This window comes from Tardiphaga sp. 841_E9_N1_2, from assembly GCF_051811065.1.
Lineage (GTDB): Bacteria > Pseudomonadota > Alphaproteobacteria > Rhizobiales > Xanthobacteraceae > Tardiphaga > Tardiphaga robiniae.
The window spans coordinates 2023220-2037013 of record NZ_JBPWQC010000001.1; the positions used below are offsets into that span (position 1 = coordinate 2023220).

Annotated in this window: 15 protein-coding genes; 7 read left to right on the forward strand and 8 right to left on the reverse strand. The window is 61.9% G+C overall.

Translation table 11 applies throughout. From position 1 onward, the window contains the following. Positions 1-6: 6 nt before the first annotated feature. The 3 genes from AB8A50_RS09720 to AB8A50_RS09730 form a co-directional block, all read right to left on the reverse strand. Complete coding sequence (locus AB8A50_RS09720; protein ID WP_439077535.1) at positions 7-3495, reverse strand: indolepyruvate ferredoxin oxidoreductase family protein; 3489 nt, start codon at positions 3493-3495, stop codon at positions 7-9. 272 nt (positions 3496-3767) lie between these two features. Beyond that, a complete protein-coding gene (locus AB8A50_RS09725; RefSeq protein WP_068731403.1) occupies positions 3768-4133 on the reverse strand; it encodes a response regulator in 366 nt (121 codons plus the stop codon). A 2-nt stretch (positions 4134-4135) separates the two neighbouring features. Continuing rightward, entirely contained in the window at positions 4136-5623 is a 1488-nt protein-coding gene (locus tag AB8A50_RS09730; RefSeq protein ID WP_439077536.1) for an RAD55 family ATPase, read from the reverse strand. Positions 5624-5833: 210 nt separating this feature from the next. Here AB8A50_RS09730 and AB8A50_RS09735 point away from each other — a divergent pair, with 210 nt between their 5' ends. Then, a complete protein-coding gene (locus AB8A50_RS09735) occupies positions 5834-6085 on the forward strand; it encodes a hypothetical protein (RefSeq protein ID WP_068731407.1) in 252 nt (83 codons plus the stop codon). Here the strand turns inward: AB8A50_RS09735 and AB8A50_RS09740 are convergent. Further along, complete coding sequence (locus tag AB8A50_RS09740) at positions 6082-6786, reverse strand: formyltransferase family protein (protein ID WP_439077537.1); 705 nt, start codon at positions 6784-6786, stop codon at positions 6082-6084. The genes AB8A50_RS09735 and AB8A50_RS09740 overlap by 4 nt on opposite strands. A 180-nt stretch (positions 6787-6966) precedes the next feature. Between AB8A50_RS09740 and AB8A50_RS09745 the strand changes: the two genes are divergently transcribed. Beyond that, positions 6967-7428, forward strand: coding sequence for a hypothetical protein (locus AB8A50_RS09745; RefSeq protein WP_439077538.1), 462 nt, complete (start codon positions 6967-6969; stop codon positions 7426-7428). 59 nt (positions 7429-7487) lie between these two features. On the opposite strand, the gene AB8A50_RS09750 is transcribed toward AB8A50_RS09745, so the two are convergent. Then, positions 7488-7796 carry an NIPSNAP family protein gene (locus AB8A50_RS09750; RefSeq protein ID WP_184517814.1) on the reverse strand — a complete coding sequence of 103 codons (309 nt, stop codon included), beginning with the start codon at positions 7794-7796 and terminating at the stop codon, positions 7488-7490. 70 nt (positions 7797-7866) lie between these two features. Here AB8A50_RS09750 and AB8A50_RS09755 point away from each other — a divergent pair, with 70 nt between their 5' ends. The 4 genes from AB8A50_RS09755 (at position 7867) to AB8A50_RS09770 (ending at position 11473) form a co-directional block, all read left to right on the forward strand. After that, positions 7867-8580, forward strand: coding sequence for an ArsR/SmtB family transcription factor (locus AB8A50_RS09755; RefSeq protein WP_439077539.1), 714 nt, complete (start codon positions 7867-7869; stop codon positions 8578-8580). Positions 8581-8652: 72 nt separating this feature from the next. Then, positions 8653-9660 (forward strand): alpha/beta fold hydrolase, encoded by a 1008-nt coding sequence (locus AB8A50_RS09760; RefSeq protein WP_439077540.1) that lies wholly within the window; start codon positions 8653-8655, stop codon positions 9658-9660. 187 nt (positions 9661-9847) lie between these two features. Beyond that, positions 9848-10108 (forward strand): GCG_CRPN prefix-to-repeats domain-containing protein, encoded by a 261-nt coding sequence (locus AB8A50_RS09765; protein WP_089268198.1) that lies wholly within the window; start codon positions 9848-9850, stop codon positions 10106-10108. Between the two features lie 120 nt (positions 10109-10228). Next, the gene (locus tag AB8A50_RS09770) at positions 10229-11473 is read left to right on the forward strand and encodes a glycerophosphodiester phosphodiesterase family protein (protein ID WP_439077541.1); all 1245 of its coding nucleotides are present in this window, start codon (positions 10229-10231) and stop codon (positions 11471-11473) included. 9 nt (positions 11474-11482) lie between these two features. Here AB8A50_RS09770 and AB8A50_RS09775 read toward each other — a convergent pair whose 3' ends face one another. Next, positions 11483-12115, reverse strand: coding sequence for a trimeric intracellular cation channel family protein (locus tag AB8A50_RS09775; RefSeq protein ID WP_439077542.1), 633 nt, complete (start codon positions 12113-12115; stop codon positions 11483-11485). Between the two features lie 122 nt (positions 12116-12237). On the opposite strand from AB8A50_RS09775, the gene AB8A50_RS09780 reads away from it, so the two are divergent. Next, positions 12238-12507: a hypothetical protein gene (locus AB8A50_RS09780; protein WP_139212566.1), complete on the forward strand. Its 270-nt coding sequence runs from the start codon at positions 12238-12240 to the stop codon at positions 12505-12507. Positions 12508-12530: 23 nt separating this feature from the next. Here AB8A50_RS09780 and AB8A50_RS09785 read toward each other — a convergent pair whose 3' ends face one another. Further along, positions 12531-12845 carry a hypothetical protein gene (locus AB8A50_RS09785; protein ID WP_439077543.1) on the reverse strand — a complete coding sequence of 105 codons (315 nt, stop codon included), beginning with the start codon at positions 12843-12845 and terminating at the stop codon, positions 12531-12533. A gap of 99 nt (positions 12846-12944) precedes the next feature. Next, positions 12945-13658: an alpha/beta hydrolase gene (locus AB8A50_RS09790; protein WP_439077544.1), complete on the reverse strand. Its 714-nt coding sequence runs from the start codon at positions 13656-13658 to the stop codon at positions 12945-12947. Positions 13659-13794 lie beyond the last annotated feature (136 nt).

A 13794-nucleotide genomic window follows, 5' to 3' on the forward strand; every position in this document is an offset into this window, starting at 1 on the left:
AAAGCCCTACTCCGCCGCGATCTGGCGCGGCACAGGCGGCGGATTGGCGAGGTCCTTGGCGAGTTCGGCATAGCGCGCCTTCGCCGCCACGACCGAGGCTTCCTTCACCGGGCCGTAGCCACGAATGCTGTCGGGCAGCGAGAGGAGCTGCACGGCAGTATCCACCGTGAGCGGCGACAGCAGGTTCAGGACCGTCGCGACGTCCTTCTCGTAGCCGGCGATCAGGTCGCGCTCCAGTCTGCGGTCGGCGCTGTAGCCGAACACGTCAAATGGCGTGCCGCGCAAGGTGCGCAGCTTCGCCAGAATGCGAAACAGCGGCAGCATCCAGGCGCCGAAGGCGCGCTTCTTCGGGCGCCCCGATGCATCGGTACCCGGCAACATCGGCGGCGCGAGATTGAAGCTGATCTTGACGTCGCCCTCGAACTGATCGCGCAACTGCTTTTCGAACTTGCCGTCGGTATAGAGCCGCGCGACCTCGTATTCGTCCTTGTAGGCGAGCAGCTTGGCATAGTTGATCGCCACCGCACGCGGCAGTTCATCGTCATAGCCGCCGCGCATGGCGGCTTCGCGCACCAGATCGACCATCGCCTGATAGCGCTCGGCGAGCTTGGCACTCTGATAGTCGGTGAGCAGTCCGCTACGATGGGCAACGATCTCATCGAGGCTCATCTCATCCAGCGTCTTTGGCGCGATGGTCTCATCGGCGCCCTTGAGCATATCGGCGAGCCGTGCCGGATCGGCGGCGGCAAGACGGCCAAGCTGGAACGCCAGCATGTTCATCTTGATCGAGACGCCATTGAGCTCGATGGCCTGTTCGATGGACGCTGCCTGCAGCGGCAGCAGCCCCTGCTGATAGGCAAAGCCCATCATCATCATGTTGGTGGCGATGGAATCGCCAAGCAGCGCTTCGGCCGCCTTGGTGAAGTCGAGGAATGTCGATTCCTTGCGCAGCGACATTTCCAGCACGTTGTTGACCTTGCGGGACTGGAAATTGAAGTCGCGGTTGCGCACGAAATCCGCGATCGGAATGAGATGGGTGTTGACGATGCCAGTGGTGCGCGAGCTCTCGCAGAGCGAGATCGTATCCTTGGCAATGGCCACCACTTCATCGGCCGCGATCAGGACATCCGCCGTGCCGGTGACGATGCGCGAGCAGGTGACGTCGCCGGTGTCGTTGGCGAGACGCACATGGCTGAGCACCGCACCGCCCTTCTGCGCAAGGCCGGACATGTCGAGGATCATCGAGGCCTTGCCCTCGATATGCGCGGCCATGCCGAGTAGTGCACCAATGGTCAGCACGCCGGTGCCACCGACGCCACCGACGGCGACATTATAGGGCTTGTCGAGCGTTGGCCGCGTGGCCGGCTCCGGTAATACACCGATGGTGCCGAGTTCAACGGGCGCCTTGCGCTTCAGCTTGCCGCCATCGACCGTGACGAAGGACGGGCAAAAGCCCTTGAGGCACGAATAGTCCTTGTTGCAGGACGACTGATTGATGGTGCGCTTGCGACCCAATGGGGTCTCCAGCGGCTCCACCGAAATGCAGTTCGACTGCACCGAGCAATCGCCGCAGCCTTCGCAGACTGCCGGGTTGATGAGCACGCGGCGCTGCGGGTCTTCCAGAATGCCCTTCTTGCGGCGGCGACGCTTCTCGGCAGCGCAGGTCTGCACGAACACGATGGCCGAGCAGCCCGGCACGTCGCGTAGCGTCTTCATCACGTTGTCGAGTTCGTCGCGATGCGCCAGCTTCACGCCCGGCGCAATGGTGTTGGCGGGATAGGCATCGGGATTCTCGGACACGAGATAGATCTCGCGGATGCCCTCGCTGTGGAGCTGGAACGTGATCTTCTGCGGCGACAGGTCACCGTCATGGTGCTGACCACCGGTCATCGCCACCGCATCGTTGTAGAGGATCTTGTAGGTGATGTTGGCCTTGGAGGCGATCGACTGACGGATCGCGAGCGAACCGGAATGGAAGTATGTGCCATCGCCGAGATTGGCGAAGATATGCTTCTCCTTGGTGAACGGCGCAATGCCGGTCCATGGCACGCCCTCACCGCCCATATGGGTGAAGGTCTCCGTGGAGCGATCCATCCACAGCGACATGAAGTGGCAGCCAATGCCGGCCAGCGCACGCGAGCCCTCCGGGACCTTGGTCGAAGTATTGTGCGGGCAGCCCGAGCAGAAATACGGTGTGCGCGTGATCGGCACGACGTTCTGGACCTGCGAGGCCTCGCGGCCGTGAAACCAGTCGGCCTTGGCGCGCAGCAGTGCCGCGATCTCCGGATCGATCTCCATCGCCAGCAGGCGATCCACCAGCGAGGTCGCAACCTTGGCGACGCTCAGTTCTTCGGCGAATGGCAGGAAGCGATGATCGTGGGAATCCATCTTGCCGACGATGCGTGGCCGCACATCGTCGCGCCAGTTGAACAGCTCCTGCTTGACCTGGTTCTCGACGATCTCGCGGCGCTCTTCGACGATAAAGATCTCATCGAGACCCACCGCGAACTTGCGCACGCCTTCCGGCTCCAGCGGCCACGGCATGCCGATCTTGTACAGCCGCAGACCAATCTTCGCGGCCACCTCTTCGGTAATGCCGAGCTCGCGCAGTGCCTGGCGCACGTCCTCATAGCTCTTGCCGGACGCCATGATGCCGAAGCGCGCATTTGGCGAGTCCATGGTGACACGGTTGATGTTGTTGGCGCGGGCAAAGGCAATCGCCGCGAAGCCCTTGTAGTCCTGCAAGCGGCGATCCTGCACATAGCGGTCGTCCGGCCAGCGCAGGTTCAGACCATCCGGCGGTAGTTCGAAATCGGTCGGAATATTGAACGGCGTCATCTCGTCATTGAGGTTGATCTCCGCCGTGGTCTCCACGGTTTCGGTGATCACCTTCATGCCGACCCAGCAGCCGGAATAACGCGACATCGCGATACCGAGCAGACCCATCTCGATCATCTCGTGGATGCTCGAAGGATAAAGATAAGGCATCAGCGCCGATATGAACGCATGGTCGGACTGATGCGGAACGGTCGAGGACTTGGCGCCGTGATCGTCGCCGGCGAGACAGAGCACGCCACCGAATTTCGCGGAGCCGGCAGCATTGCCGTGACGGAAGACGTCACCGCAGCGATCGACGCCAGGGCCCTTGCCGTACCAGATGCCGACCACGCCATCATATTCGGCGCCGGGCGAGAGATTGAGCTGCTGGGTGCCCCAGATCGCGGTGGCTGCGAGATCTTCGTTGACGCCGGGCTGGAATTTGACGCCGTACTGATCGAGATGTTTGCGCGCCGCCACGAGCTGCTGGTCGTAGCCGCCGAGCGGCGAGCCGCGATAGCCGGTAACGAAGGCTGCCGTGTTCAGACCCGCCGCGCGGTCCCTGCGGACCTGCGCCATCGGCAGGCGCACCAGCGCCTGAATGCCGGTCAGGAAGATGTGGCCGGAGCCCTGGGTGTATTTCTGATCGAGACTGATCGCGCCTTGATTAATTCCCATTCCCACCCTCGTCACTGCGGCCTCTGAGCTGTCGCCCGGCCTGCTCGCGCCTATTATCTGGGGTCGTTCGACTCCCTTAGAAACAGTCTATGTTGGATTTTGAACGGGGCGCACCACAATTCTGGGCAATGGAGCCCCGCGTCCAAAGAACGCAATTTCGTGATGAATGCGGCCGGTAGACTTGTCACGTTGTGTCGCCGCAAAGGCCTTTGGCGCAAGGACGTGACGGCTTCACGCTGCAGTGCGATGCAGCACAAACTGCAAAAGGAGGCTCAGGCCTCGCCCGGGAATATCTCGCTGATGATCTTCATCAGATCGGCCTCGCGAAACGGCTTGCGCAGATAGGCGCGAAAACGCCCTGCTCGGTCGCGCACAACATGCTCCAGCAACGAGGTCATGACGACCACCGGAATTCCGCTCAGCCGCTCGTCCTGCCCCATCGCTGCGATCAGGCCGGCGCCGTCGAGGAACGGCATCATGAAATCGGTTAGCACGAGATCGGGCGTGTCCCGATGCAGAATGTCGAGAGCCTCACGGCCATTGCCGGCCACGAGGACATTGAAGGCATATTCGCTCAACAGGACTTCGAGCCAGTCGGCGATCGCCCATTCGTCCTCGACAATCAGGACAGTTCGCACCGCTATTCTCCAGTCAACTTAAGATCCGTCGATGGAGTTGGTGCAGGTCCCTGACTAGAAATGTCCCTGAGGATGCGCTCCGCGCTTTGGAAATCGGCATCAAGAACGATGCCGCCGTCGAGAATTTCAAAGCGGCGCATGCGCATATCGGTCCGGCGGTCACGCGATTTCAGAATGGTCATCAGACGATGGTTTTCCGAGCGCAAGGCTGCGAGATGCAGCGCGATGATGTTCTCGGCAACCGCGGAGAGACCCGTTTGGTTGACACCCTTGAGCGGCTGCCCGGGTGTCATGCCAGCGTGATCGGTTTCTGCCGTCGCCAGCGTGGTAACACCGAGTGCGCGCAACTCGTTGCACAGCGCCGACAAAAAAGAGCCGATGCGCTCCTTTTCGTCGGTGAGCTTCGAGAAGCCTTCGATGCCATCGATCACCAGACGGCGCACGCGGTTCTGCCTGATGGTCGAGAGCAGCTCGGTTGCGACCTCGTCGAGCACCGCTTCTGTCTGCGGGCGCCACATCAGCGTGACCTTGTCGCCCCGCGATTTCAGCGGCAGCTTGAGGCTATCGGCCTTGATCCGCAGTGCCATCGGATTCTCGTGAAACCCGAACAGCATCGCCGGTTCATTGGCGGGACCGCCGGTCAGGAACTGAAGACCGGCCGTGGTTTTGCCCGACCCGGAAGGCCCGAGCACCACCGTCACCGAATGCGTATCGACGCCGCCGCCGAGCATCTTGTCGACGCCGCCGATACCGACCGAGACCATCGGACCATCGGCGCTGTCCCAAACGCTCGGTGTCTCCAGCAGCGCCTCGATACGCGGATAGATGGCGTGTCCATTCTCGGTGATGCGATAGGAGTGCTTGCCGCCCATGAACCAGGTGCCACGCAGCTTGTGGACCTGAAGCGACCGCTCGGCGCGGCGGCCATGCAGTGCCGACTGCAGCTCGATGAGACCGTCCACCATCGTATGCTCAGGCGGATGCGCATCGGCGTCGAAGGCGCTGGTCAGCAGGAACATGGTGCAGTTGCTGAAGGCAGCCTGGGTCTGCAATTCGTGGATGAATTTTTTCAGCTCGAGTTCGGAGCGCGCCTTTTCGTGCACGGTGATGAGACCATCGAGCACGAGGATGCTGGCCTTACGGGTACGGACCTCGCGTCGGACCACGTCCAGCAGTCCGCGCAGCCCGTCGTCTTCCAGCGTCTTGAAGGCGCCAACATAGGACATGCGGTCGGGAATTGCTGCTTCATCAAAGAAGGTCATCCGCCGCATGTGTCCGATCATGCGGGCGTGGCTTTCGGCAAGCAGCGTGATGTAAAGCGCGTTCCGCCCCTGCGCGGCCTGCGCGAAACAGATCTGGTTGCCCAGAATCGTCTTTCCGGCGCCCGGGGCGCCCTGAATGATGTAGATGGCGCCGTCGAAAACGCCCCCGCCCAGGATCGCATCGAGACCCGGTACGCCGGTTGCAAACCGGCCGTTATCGCCACTCATTCCGAAACTGCCCCTAACGTGTCACCTATACCGGTGAGATGTTGAAACGTGTCGGGGAGCGATGGGTTCCAAAGCTTTTTCAGAAATATTTCGAAACGCTGCCTCTCAGCAAGGCAGCATCCCGCTAATAGCGCCCCCGAAACGGAACATCGGCCTTTACGGGCCATTGCTGTCCGGTCACCCTGACAACATCAGGCATGGAGGACGGAAATGGATCAGAAGCTGAATACCTGGACGTCGCAGCCTGAACTCGCCGGCAACGATATGGCGTCGACGAATGACGGTTCTTATCATCCGGATTGCGGCGAAGAGCATGATCACAAGCCGACCAAGGCCATCATCGGCGTGGGACTACTCGTGGTGCTGAGTTTCCTGCTCTATGAATTCAACGGCAAGGTGTCCAAGACGCACACGTCAGCGACCCCGCCCGCGCAGCACCAGAGCTTCGCGGCTAACCGCTAGGCTTCGGCAGCTTCGTCCGCAATAGCGCTTTCAGTCTCGGGGACGACGACCCGAAACTGGAAGCCGTGCAGACCGATCGTCGGCACGATGCCGAAATGGTCGGTGCCGAAGACTTTGACCCGATGCTGCAATTCGTCTTTCTCGATGCTTACCGGGATATCGCAGATCTGCTCATAGGCCTTACGCGTGTGACGCGTGCTGCCCCAGCGCAGCGCCCGCTCGATCAGCGGCTCCGGCTGTGTGGCCAGGACGCGTGCCATCCGCCAGAAAGTCTGCACCAGCTTCGTATAGGCAATCTCTTCCAGACCCGCGACACTGATGTCCGCCGGAATTGGGAACGCCTCGACATCCACGATCGGTCCGGCATCGACACGTGCAATCATGCGATGGACCGTGCAGCCGAAGTCGGTCGCGTGATCGTAGAGCGCAAAATGTGCCGGGGCCCAGCCGGGATATTGCGGCGGGCCGGGATGGAAATTGTAGGCGCCAAAGCCAAGTTGATCGAGCACCGCGCCGGGGACTATCACGCCAGTGGTGAACGAAATCATCCGCGCCCGGCCAAGCCAGTCGGGCTCGATCGCCGCCAGATCTTCAGCAGTGAAAACAGGAAGGACCGTGAGGGCCGGATTGTGACCACGGAGCAAGGTTGTGAAGACCGAGTGCTCAGCAGGACCCGTCAGGAGGATAATCGTATCGAACATTCGGGCTGCCACGCGCTTCTGCGAATCAATAATCGCCCGCAGCGTCGCAGCCAGGCCTTAACATCTGATGAGCAGGCCCGATCACGCTGCATTGCCGCATAGGACGCGGCTCTAGAATGGCACAGTCTCTGGAACATGCACCTCGTCTGACGGTTGTTCTTCCGCACAGGAGGACACGACATGCCGAACATTCCCAATCCCAATGATCCGTATCGTCCAAATCCCGCTGATGACATCCGCAATCCTGCGCGGCTCGACAATGAGCTGCAGGCCGATCCCGAACTCGCGGAAGGGCCAGCCAGTGGTAGCCGCATGGCTATTTATGCACTTGGCATTGTTGTCTTGCTCGGCGCCGTATTCTACGGCCTGAACAATACATCGATGAATCCGGGCGACGCGACGAAGACCGCATCCCAATCCGCCCCGGCGACGCAGGACAGCACGCCAAAGGCGCCGGCGCCAACCAACAATATCGCGGATTCCTATTCGAAGCCGCCAGTAGCTCCCGGCGTACGCGACGTGACGCCGACCAACAATCAGCCCGGCGTCACCACCGGTGCGGCACCTGCGCGACCGCAGGCCCCGCAATCGGCTCCGACCGGCACCGAGATCGACAGCTCGAAGGGCGGCGCGCCGAAGTAACGGCGCGACGGGCAGACAAAGCTGCGGATAGCAATGTCCGCGGCTTTGTCGCGCGCGGACTATGCGGTCACCTGGCGCAGGAACGTGCGTTCCTCAGCGAGGATGAACTGGTGCTCCTCGGCCGAAGCAAAATTCGCAACGCCGTCCGCGTCGCTCCGCAGTCTGGCGCGATACGCCTCATAGGCTGCGAGACTCGGGAACGAGATCAGGCCGAATGCGATGTTGTTCGTTCCTTCATGGGGCATCCAATAGCCCTGCAGATCACCACCGCATTTGGGAATAATCGTCAGCCAGCGCTTGGCATAGGCCTCGAACAATGTGCGTTTGAACGGATCGATCTGATAGCGAATGAAGACAGTGATCGTCATGGCGGCTCCCTCTGCAGATGCCTGGATATAGCCGCTTGCTCGACCGCAATACTTTGATTAGGGTCGAAGTATGAAAGCAGGTCCGGACATCGCCATGGTCGCCGCACTTGTGGGCGATCCTGCGCGCGCCAATATGCTCACGGCGCTGATGACAGGCCGTGCGCTGACCGCGAGCGAACTCGCCCAGGAAGCCGGGATTACGGCACCAACCGCGAGTTCACACCTTTCCAAACTCGAAGCAGGCGGCTTGATCGAGCCGGAAAAACAAGGGCGCCATCGCTATTATCGCCTCACTGGCCCCGATGTCGCCGGTGTGCTGGAAGGTCTGGCCGGCTTGGCAGCCCGCGCGGGCCATCTCCGCGTTCGCACCGGGCCGAAAGAACCCGCATTGCGCCGCGCGCGGATTTGCTACGACCATCTCGCCGGCGATCTCGGCGTGCAGATGCTCGACAGTATGCGGGCACAGAAGCTGATCCGGCAGACCGAGCGGGTCATCGAACTCACGACCCAGGGCAGCCGGTTCGTTACTGAAGAATTGAGGATCGATCCGGCGACGCTGACGCATCCGCGCCGGCCGGTCTGCAAGGCCTGCCTCGACTGGAGCGAGCGGCGCCATCATCTGGCCGGCACACTCGGCGCCGCCATCATGACCTCATTTACTGCCATGAAATGGGCGGCCAGAGATCCCTCGCCCGGCAGCCGTGTGGTGCATTTCACCCGGAGCGGCGAGAAGCGCTTCGAGGCATTGTTCGGCACCACCGACGACGCCATCCGGAAAACGTGAAGACGCCGGCTTACCTTCGCCGCAATGCAGCCCGAAACCGCGCCGGACCTTTCTTCTCCCGGAGTTTTCTCAATGAACCGCCTGCTGCTCGCTGCGCTGATTGCAACCCTGCCGTTCACCTCATCGCAAGCGGCCGAGCCTCCTACGGTGCGCGAGCCCTATGGTATTGGCCTCGAAGGTTTCCCCTATCCCTACCCCGTCAATATGCTGCCGCTGGTCAATGACGGCGAGCAGCTGCGCATGGCCTATATGGACGTGCCATCGAGCAAACCGAACGGGCGCACCGTGGTGCTACTACACGGCCGTAACTTCCCTTCGAGCTACTGGGCGCCGGTGATCGGCACGTTGAACGAAGCCGGCTACCGCGTCGTGGTCCCCGACCAGATCGGCTTCGGCAAATCATCGAAGCCATCAGGCGATCTGCATTTCGACACCCTCGCCCGTAACACCGTTGCGCTGATGGATCACCTTGGAATTTCCAAATTCGACATCGTTGCGCATTCCCTCGGCGGCATGTTGAGCGTGCGCATTGCCCGCGCTTATCCCGATCGCATCGATCACCTGCTGCTCGCGGCGCCGATCGGACTGGAAGACTATCGGCTCTATGTGCCACCGACGCCGACCGAAAAGATTCTGGAGAACGAAGACAAGCTGACGGCGGAAGGTTACCGCAAACAGCTCGAGGTGAACTATTCGCTGAAGATGCAGCCCGACCAGGTAACGCCCTTCATCGACGCGCGTTTCAACATCAAGGGGTCGCCGGAATATCCGCGCTGGCTGCGCGCCTTCGTCAGTTCGGCGCAGATGATCTATCGCGAACCTGTGGTCCACGAAATTCCGCTGATCGCCCTGCCGACCCTGTTCATCATGGGCGCCGACGATCATAACGCACCGGGCAAGCCGAATGCGCCGGAAGCATTGCGGCCGAAGATGGGGCAGAACGCCGATCTCGCGAAAGCGCTGGCAGCGAAGATGCCGAACGCGAAGGCCGAGGTGCTGCCGGACGCGGGCCATATCGTGTTTCTCGATGCACCGGCCAAATTCAACGAATTGATGCTGGGATTTCTCGCGGCGAAGTAGCAACTGCCTCGCCCTGCTACGCGGATATCCCGAAACATTCATGCTGTATTCAGATCGAATCGGCTTAATCGTGCTGTGCAGCGTTGATCCCCAGCAATTTTCTTGCCCGTAAGAGTCCTGCAGCGGGTGATGCGATGCCATCATTATTCTCTGCGCCGCATCGCGGCACCATCGAGGGAGAACAGGAATGAAGACGATCTTTGCGGCAGCCTTGTTTGCCGTTAGCGTCGGGGGCATCGGTGCCGCCAGCGCAATGCCTCTGGCTCCGCTGAGCGCTGCAGACACGGCAGGCGTGATCCAGGTCGCTCAGGGCTGCGGCCCCGGCTATGCCCGCGGTCCCTATGGCGGTTGCCGCCCGATGTTCCGTGGTCCGCCGCCGCGCGGCCCGGGTTACTGCCCCCCCGGCTTCTTCCGCAATCCCTACGGCCGCTGCATCCGCCGCTGGTGATCGCTGCATAATCCTGACGACGAAGACCCCGCCACTGGCGGGGTTTTTTGTTGCCCACGCGCCGGTTACAGCCGTCACATAGAGATGACAGAATGGCACTTCGCTATTCTGGAGATCGTCATGTCGCGCGCTTTGCGTCGTCTCATACTGGCCGGGCTGCTCGGCCTCTCATCGCTGACGACCGGCCGCGCCGACACCATCGCACTGCCCGAGCCGCAGCTGGGTCCGCGGCCGTTCTATCTCGTCGACAAGATGAAAGACGGCCCGCTAAAGGCAAAGCTGAGCACCTGCACCGGGCCGTTTCGCAAGAGCGATTTCTCCATCGCCCATCGCGGCGCGCCGCTGCAATTTCCCGAGCATACACGGGAGTCCTATCTCGCTGCGGCGCGCATGGGCGCCGGCGTGATCGAATGCGACGTGACCTTTACGAAGGACCGCCAGTTGGTCTGCCGGCATTCGCAATGCGACCTGCATACAACAACGAACATCCTGTCGGTGCCATCGCTTGCAGCGAAGTGCACGCAACCCTTCAGCCCTGCCGATCCCGCCACCGGCAAGAAGGCATCGGCGAAATGCTGTACCAGCGACATCACGCTGGCGGAGTTCAGGACGCTCACGGCGAAGATGGATGCCGCCAACACGACCGCGACCACCGTTGCGGAATATCAGAACGGCACGCCGCGCTGGCGCACCGACCTTTATGCGAGCTCGGGCACGCTGATGACCCATGCGGAGAGCATCGCGCTGATCAAGAGCCTCGGCGCCAAATTCACGCCCGAGCTGAAGGCGCCGGAAGTGCCGATGCCATTCGACCGCGATTACAGCCAGGAGAAATACGCGACCCAGATGCTCGACGAATATCGTGCCGCCGGCATTCCGCCTGGCGACGTATTTGCCCAGAGCTTCGATCTCAACGACATCACGTTCTGGATCCGCACCGCGCCGGAATTCGGCGCGCAGGCGGTCTATCTCGACGGCCGCTATGAAACACCGGGTTTCGATCACATGCGCGCGGAAACGTGGAAGCCGTCGATGCCGGAGCTGAAAGCCACCGGCGTGAAAATCCTCGCGCCTCCGATCTACATGCTGCTGACGCTCGATGGCAGCGGTCAGATCGTCCCCTCCCCATATGCCAAAGCGGCGCGCGACGCCGGGCTCGATCTGATCACCTGGTCGCTGGAGCGCGACGGGCCGCTCGCAAACGGCGGCGGTTTTTTCCATCGCTCGGTCAAACCCGCCATCGACCGCGACGGCGACACGCTAACGGTGCTCGATGTCCTGGCGAAAGACGTCGGCGTGCGCGGCGTGTTTTCCGACTGGCCAGCCACGACAACGTTTTATACGAGCTGCATGGGGCTTCGCTGACGCCGCACGCTATTTGGTGTCGCTGTCATAGATGAATTTGGGCATTTCCAGCTTCAGCCGGATCGCCAGCAAGCGGAACGCCAGTCCGGTCACGGCGGCGACGAGCGTCACCAGATCGGGACTGAATCCGTATTTGATGCCGCCGATATACAGAAGCCCCGTGACGATCGAGACGCTCGCATAGAGTTCGGCGCGAAACAGCAGCGGCACGTCGTTGCACAGCACGTCGCGGAGCACGCCGCCGACGCAGCCGGTGATCATCCCGGCCACGACCACAATCAGCAGCGGTTGATCCATGGCGAGGGCGATGTTGCAGCCCATGATGGTGAAAACCACAAGACCGATGGCATCGAGCACCAGAAACAGCGCGTGAAAGCGATGCACCACGCGCGCAAGCCCGATGGTCAGCAGCGCCGCACCGCCGGTCAGCAGCAGCAGATACGGGCTCTTCACCCACCACAGCGGATAGTGCCCGAGCAGCATGTCGCGCACCGAACCACCGCCGAGTGCCGTGATGCAGCCGAGCATGGCAACGCCAAGCCAGTCCATCTTGCGCCGCCCGGCCGCCAGCGCAGCCGTCATCGCCTCGGCAATGAGTGCGATCATGGCGAGCGGAAACAGCAGGGCTTCGGTATGGGGCATGGGACTCGTCGGCAGCGGATGACGGCGACCTGTAACACAAATCCGTGCATGCAGTGACCGGCGGCGGACAAATCCCCGCCATCTTCCTGAGCCTCCATCACAACCTCACAGCAGGAGGTGTCATGACCCGTCTGTTTCTCACCCTCCCCATTCTGCTCATGGCTGGCGCGGCCATGGCGGAGGACGCGCGGCTGTCGATGCCCTATTACGGCAGCGCCACCATGAATGCCGATGACAGCCTGGTGCTGCATTTCACCCGCACGGTGGACGGCAAGCCGGCTGACGGCTCGCAGACCTTTGCCCCCGGCGATCGCAGCTATGACAACGTGCGTCGTCACCTGAGCGGCATTGAACCCGGTCAGACCAAACCGCTGACGCCCTGGAGAGACTGAGCGTCAGCACAAACGGGCTTTACCTACCAGTAGCGGCGGCGGCGCCAGTACCGACGACGGACCCGATAGCGGCGACGCCAGCCCCAATGCCGGCGGCGATAACCCCAAAAACGACGCCGACGCCAGCCGCGGCGACGCCACTGGACTTGCTCAGGCTGGAGACGATCGACGTCGTCCTGCGACGCCACTGCGGCTTGAGGTTCTGTGTCCGGTTTGTGGTTATCGAGTGGATTGGTCGGCAGCAGCGGCGCGGCCTGAGCCTGAGTGATGGCCTGAGCGGCCAAGCCGACGCCCGCGGCAAAGCCGAAGGCGATCTTCAGAAAATGACGGCGTTCCATCGCGATCCCTCCTGATATCCGTGAGGAGATCAGGATCGGACCCGCGGCATGAATGGAAACTGAATGTGCGTGGGAACTCACACATTCGGCATCTCGCCGTTATCGAAAGCCGACGGCCAATCCGACGACCTGACCGTCGAGGCCGCTGAAGCCGTGATATCCCCGCGCCTCGCACGGATCACCGTCATTGCGTCCGCCGCTCAGCCACGCCACGCGAGCGCGCCCGGCCGACCATTTCACGAACGGATCGACGCCGGCCGGCGCGGTAAACTTGCAGCCGTCATTGCGATGATGGATGACCAGCGTGCGCGGCAATGCCGAGGGCGAGCCGATAATCGACATCACATTGCTGCCACTACCCGATTCCGCACTGAGAAAGCCCGAGGTCAGCACCAGCGCATCCGGCCGCGCGCCCCGCGCGATCCCCTCGGCGGCACGCTGGGTGCCGCGACTGGTCGCCACCACCGTCACCGGACGCTTGATCGCGGCCATGTATTGCACCGCGCTCGACAGATCGGTCCCAGCATCCACCACCAGCACCGCTAGCCCCCGCGCCGCATAGGCGCCGCGGGTCCGCACCAGCTGATTGCCCTTCAGCCCGTTGATCTCGCCATGCTCTCCCGGGCTGATGGCGCCGCTGCCGCCCGGCATCAGGATCACGCTGGCGCGCGGCGATGCGGGTTTGATGAGCACGGCGCGGGAGCCGCCGACAGTGACGGTTTCGTCGGCGCGGGCGGCGCTGCTTGCGAAGCAGAGCAGCGACAGAGCACCGACGATTGAGATCGTATGGACATTGATCACATGCTTCTCCATGGAAAAGTTATCAGTTCGAGCCGAATGTTGAGAATCCTACTAAAAGATGTATCGGTAACTCTCCTCGCCTCTCGCGAGACGGCATCACCTATTTATAGCTATTACTGAACATCTTCAGTCGCACGCGCATAGAGAG

Coding starts and splice junctions, on each gene's coding strand:
- AB8A50_RS09720 (WP_439077535.1), bottom strand. CDS start 3,495: ATGGGAATTAATCAAGGCGCGATCAGTCTCGATCAGAAATACACCCAG.
- AB8A50_RS09730 (WP_439077536.1), bottom strand. CDS start 5,623: ATGAGTGGCGATAACGGCCGGTTTGCAACCGGCGTACCGGGTCTCGAT.
- AB8A50_RS09735 (WP_068731407.1), top strand. CDS start 5,834: ATGGATCAGAAGCTGAATACCTGGACGTCGCAGCCTGAACTCGCCGGC.
- AB8A50_RS09740 (WP_439077537.1), bottom strand. CDS start 6,786: ATGTTCGATACGATTATCCTCCTGACGGGTCCTGCTGAGCACTCGGTC.
- AB8A50_RS09745 (WP_439077538.1), top strand. CDS start 6,967: ATGCCGAACATTCCCAATCCCAATGATCCGTATCGTCCAAATCCCGCT.
- AB8A50_RS09750 (WP_184517814.1), bottom strand. CDS start 7,796: ATGACGATCACTGTCTTCATTCGCTATCAGATCGATCCGTTCAAACGC.
- AB8A50_RS09755 (WP_439077539.1), top strand. CDS start 7,867: ATGAAAGCAGGTCCGGACATCGCCATGGTCGCCGCACTTGTGGGCGAT.
- AB8A50_RS09760 (WP_439077540.1), top strand. CDS start 8,653: ATGAACCGCCTGCTGCTCGCTGCGCTGATTGCAACCCTGCCGTTCACC.
- AB8A50_RS09765 (WP_089268198.1), top strand. CDS start 9,848: ATGAAGACGATCTTTGCGGCAGCCTTGTTTGCCGTTAGCGTCGGGGGC.
- AB8A50_RS09770 (WP_439077541.1), top strand. CDS start 10,229: ATGTCGCGCGCTTTGCGTCGTCTCATACTGGCCGGGCTGCTCGGCCTC.
- AB8A50_RS09775 (WP_439077542.1), bottom strand. CDS start 12,115: ATGCCCCATACCGAAGCCCTGCTGTTTCCGCTCGCCATGATCGCACTC.
- AB8A50_RS09780 (WP_139212566.1), top strand. CDS start 12,238: ATGACCCGTCTGTTTCTCACCCTCCCCATTCTGCTCATGGCTGGCGCG.
- AB8A50_RS09785 (WP_439077543.1), bottom strand. CDS start 12,845: ATGGAACGCCGTCATTTTCTGAAGATCGCCTTCGGCTTTGCCGCGGGC.
- AB8A50_RS09790 (WP_439077544.1), bottom strand. CDS start 13,658: ATGGAGAAGCATGTGATCAATGTCCATACGATCTCAATCGTCGGTGCT.